We start from the raw sequence: 3,849 nt of genomic DNA, 5'->3' as shown, positions 1-3,849 counted from the left end.
TGGCATGACGGTTGCTCTCGTTTGGGAACAAGCCCTCGAAATTTTGCGGGAATCCCGGTTCGGCGGCGGTAGGCTCGGACCGTACGCTGGACGCTCACGGCCGGTCAGAGGTGGAGGTCAGCAGTGCAGGCTTTCATCATCTCGCTCATCATCCTGGGCTTCTTCGCCTTCGTGTACCAGGGCATCGCGCTCTCGAGCCGCGAGGTCGCGGTCGAGGAGCGCGCCTCTCAGGTGACGATCCAGAAGCGCTGACCCGTCCCGTCCCTCTCCCGGGATCGCGCCGCGGTCTCGCGAGTCAGGCTGCGCCCCGCGCGTTCGATTCGTCCCCCCCCGGTCCTTCGAGCTCTCCACTCTCCAACCTAGTGTGTCGGAGTAACCTCGGCGCCGACCACCGAGCGCGTGGTGCATCGAGGAGCGCTCCGAGCGGCGGCTTCGCCGCGCCACGACGGGGGGCGTCGGGGGGGTCTTCCGAGACCCCCCGAAATGAACTAGCGCGCCGACTCTGCCTTCTCGATGATCGCCGCGACGTCGGGGCGGCCTCGCCCCCGCGCCAGCTCCGACAGCCGGTCGTCGGAGGGTCCTCGAAGATGGACGTCGGCGCCGGCCGCCAGCAGCCGCTCCACGAGCTCCGGCTCGGCCTCCATCACCGCGGCCCGGAGCGCGGTCCAGCCGTGCGGCCCGACGGCGTTCACGTTCGCGCCCGCGCCGAGGAGCGTCTCGACCGTCCGGCGATCCCGGCTCCGGACGGCCAGCATCAGCAGCGTGTAGTCGTACAGGTCGCGCGTGTCGGGGCTGTAGCCCTCCTGAAGGAACCGCTTCACCCGCTCCGCATCGCCCTGCCAGGCGGCGTGGGTCAGCTCCCGGTGCCGGATCCGCCGGTGCCATTCCGCCCCCGCCGTCCCCGTGGCCGCCAGCGTGATCGCCAGGAAGACGAGGAGCGACCGTCCTCTCGCCCGACCGGCCCACAGGGCGGCGAGCCCGAGGAGACCCAGGACCGGAGACAAGGAGAGCATGAACGAGCTGGGCAGTCCGCTGACGCCGAACACCCAGACCAGGAGGAGCAGCCCCGCGGTCCAGCAGATCGTGCCGGTCCAGAACGCGAAGCGGTTCGGGCGCGGCGAGCCGCGCCACCGGCCGACCAGTCCGGCGACGATGCCCGCCCCGGCCCCGAGCGCGAGGAACGCCAGGAACAGCGCGATGAAGAAGCCCAGGATGAGCGCGGCGGCACTGGCCTGGAGTCCGACCTGGGCGATGACCGGGAACATCGACGGCCTTCCACCTGGACGCCGCGGCGGCGGTCCTCGAGCGGCGGGGCTACCGGCAGGCCGAGCCGGGGGTCGCGGCCCGTCGCTCCGGGTGGGGCGGCGCCGTCGCCGAGGCGGGCGGCAAGAGGTCTCCCTCCCGGAAGCGCGTCCAGCGGAACGGCGCGAGATCCCAGCCGGGCGCCCGGCCATTCAGCACGACCTCGGCCAGGACGTCGCCGACCTGCGGGGCGTGCTTGAATCCGTGGCCGCTCCAGCCGAAGTCCGCGACGAGGCCGGCGTACTCCGCGATCGGCCCCAGCACCGGCTGGTGGTCGGGGGTGACGTCGTACACGCCGGAGTAGCCGCCCATCGCCAGCCCGTGCTCCATGCTCGGGAAGCGGCGGGCGATCAGCTCGGCGTTTCGCACGATCTCGTCGGCGTCGGCCCCCTCGTTGTAGTGGTCGGGGTCGACGACCTCCTGGTAGGCGGCGAGGCCGTGGATGGTGAGGTTGCCGGTCTCCGGCCGCATGTACGTCATGTTCGGGCGGTCGATGACCGCCGGGTGGGCAGCGAAGCCCGGTGGCCGGCGGAAGAAGCACATCTGGTGGCGCGTGGGCGCGATCGGCACCTCGATCCCGAGCGGGGCCAGCAGGCGATCGGCCCAGAGGCCGGCGCAGACGGCGACCGCCGGGGCGCTGATCTCGCCGGCGGCGGTCCGGACGCCGGCGACCTTCCCACCGGCGGTCAGGATCGCCTCGACGCCGACATACTGCACGACCGAGGCGCCGAGCGCTCGCGCTCGCTCCGCGAAGGCGTTGGTCGTGGCGGTCGCGTCGGCGTAGCCGGACGCGGGCTCGTGCGCCACCAGCGCCACGTCGTCCACCGCCATCGCGGGCACGAGCCCGCGGGCGTCCTCCGGGGTCAGCAGCGCGAGGGGCACGCCCAGCGCCTGGGCTCGAGCCACGTTCGCGCGGAGGTGGGGCGCCACCTCCGCCCCGGCCAGCCAGAGGAGGCCCACCGGGCGGAAGCCGGGGTCACCGCCGACGGTCTCCCCCCAGCGCTGGAAGACCTCCGCCGAGGCGTGGGCCGTGCGGGTGAGGAGATCCATCGCGTAGAAGCGCCGCACGAGCGCGCTCGACCGGCCGGTCGGCCCCGAGGCCAGGAACTTCCGCTCGACGAGGACGACCCGGCCGGCCTTCCGGCGGGCCAGGTGATAGACGAGGCTGGCGCCGTGGACGCCGCCGCCGACCACGACGACGTCGGCGGTGCGCGGGAGGTCGGCCATGGGTCGCGGGCCTACCAGCCCTTGGCGGCGGCGCCGAAGGCCGGGGCGTCGGGCGCCCTCGGCTTCCACCCGCTCAGCTCGGTCGTCGTCGGCATCGCCTCTCCGCGCGTCCCTCGGTCGGCCGGCGCCCATTGTGCAATGCTTCCGGTCCCGCGATCAACCGGACTCAGAACCGGGAAGCCGATGCGCCGTCCATGCCCCCCGCCGTGCAGGCCCCCTCAGGCGCTCACCCGGGAGCACCAGACCCCTGGCGCCCGGCCACCGGATCGGCTATCGTCGGCCTGATCCGGGGCGGGCCGTCGGGGAAGGGCTCGGCGCGTGGCGCGATGCGAGCACGCTCGGCGGATCGCATCCCGTTCTCGGCTTGAGCAGTGGTCCCACAATCCGCTAAGGGAGGATGCGATGAAACTACTGCCTAGGACGCTCGCGGCCCTGTCTCTGGCGGTGACCGCCGGAGCCGTCGAAGCGGAAGTCCTTGGACCCACAAAACCCAGTGACCTCGTGACGCTGACAACCTTCAACGGTACACAATGCGGCAAAGACCCGATTGGCAGAACCTTGGACCATCGGCAGAACCCCGACGGAACCATCTCGCCATTCGCCATACCTTCCGGAAAGGTCTTCGTGGTTACCGGCCTCAATTGGACCCAAGGGAACACAGGCGGAGTCAACAAAGCGGAAATCCTGTTCCTGCACTCGCTGACCCCGAGCGGCGTGATCTTCCCGATGGTGATAGCGCACGATAACGGAAGTGGCGATGGCCGCGCGGGTGGAAGCATGGTGGTGAGCGGCGTGATCTTCAAGTCCGGGCAGACCATGTGCGTGTCCGTCAACACGGGCAACATCGGAAGCGCCATCGCAGTCGTGCACGGCTTCCTCGACAAAAACCGCTGAGCTGTGGAGGCGGAGGTTTTCACGGCGGCCCCGCGATCAACCGGACTCAGAACGGGAAGCCGAAGCTGGCGCGGATCCCGCTCAGCCCGTCCCCGAAGCGGTAGGCCACGCCGAGCCGCGGGTTCTCGAAGATCCAGAGCTTGGACGGTACGGCGGACCCGAATGTCACCCCGAACTCGAACTGGTTCGAGACCTCGAGGGGCTCCCGGCCGAGGCGGGAGAACACCGCAGCCGGGAAGAAGTGGTAGTGGATGAACGACACGCCGACGTCGGGCGTGAAGTCCCGGATCCGGAACCCGAGCGGATGGCGGACCTCCACGCCGGTCTGCACCGCCGCGTACCCCTCGTCGTCGGTCCCGCTCTTGAACTGGTCGTCAGCGGCGTAGTACAGGCCGTTGCCGAGGCTGATCCGGAACCGGCCGATCC

5 protein-coding genes are annotated in these 3,849 nt (G+C 71.0%); 2 read left to right on the top strand and 3 right to left on the bottom strand.

What is annotated here, in order from left to right; translation table 11 throughout:
- Window positions 1-123 precede the first annotated feature (123 nt).
- Window positions 124-252 carry a hypothetical protein gene (locus tag VGW35_09225; protein HEV8307835.1) on the top strand — a complete coding sequence of 43 codons (129 nt, stop codon included), beginning with the start codon at window positions 124-126 and terminating at the stop codon, window positions 250-252.
- Window positions 253-488: 236 nt separating this feature from the next.
- Here the strand turns inward: VGW35_09225 and VGW35_09220 are convergent, their stop codons facing one another.
- A complete protein-coding gene (locus VGW35_09220) occupies window positions 489-1,265 on the bottom strand; it encodes an ankyrin repeat domain-containing protein (protein HEV8307834.1) in 777 nt (258 codons plus the stop codon).
- Between the two features lie 49 nt (window positions 1,266-1,314).
- Window positions 1,315-2,529 carry an FAD-binding oxidoreductase gene (locus tag VGW35_09215; protein HEV8307833.1) on the bottom strand — a complete coding sequence of 405 codons (1,215 nt, stop codon included), beginning with the start codon at window positions 2,527-2,529 and terminating at the stop codon, window positions 1,315-1,317.
- Between the two features lie 402 nt (window positions 2,530-2,931).
- Between VGW35_09215 and VGW35_09210 the strand changes: the two genes are divergently transcribed.
- Window positions 2,932-3,423: a hypothetical protein gene (locus VGW35_09210; GenBank protein ID HEV8307832.1), complete on the top strand. Its 492-nt coding sequence runs from the start codon at window positions 2,932-2,934 to the stop codon at window positions 3,421-3,423.
- Between the two features lie 46 nt (window positions 3,424-3,469).
- Here VGW35_09210 and VGW35_09205 read toward each other — a convergent pair.
- Window positions 3,470-3,849: hypothetical protein (locus tag VGW35_09205; GenBank protein ID HEV8307831.1), on the bottom strand; the 380-nt coding region annotated here is incomplete at its 5' end.

This window comes from Candidatus Methylomirabilota bacterium, assembly GCA_036005065.1.
Taxonomy (GTDB): domain Bacteria; phylum Methylomirabilota; class Methylomirabilia; order Rokubacteriales; family DASRDR01; genus DASYQW01.
Note: the sequence above shows the minus strand (reverse complement) of the source record. Positions and strands in the feature narration are given on the sequence as shown.

Excerpts from the sequence above, each read along its gene's own strand:
- VGW35_09215 (HEV8307833.1), bottom strand. The coding sequence starts at position 2,529 with ATGGCCGACCTCCCGCGCACCGCCGACGTCGTCGTGGTCGGCGGCGGC.
- VGW35_09220 (HEV8307834.1), bottom strand. The coding sequence starts at position 1,265 with ATGTTCCCGGTCATCGCCCAGGTCGGACTCCAGGCCAGTGCCGCCGCG.
- VGW35_09210 (HEV8307832.1), top strand. The coding sequence starts at position 2,932 with ATGAAACTACTGCCTAGGACGCTCGCGGCCCTGTCTCTGGCGGTGACC.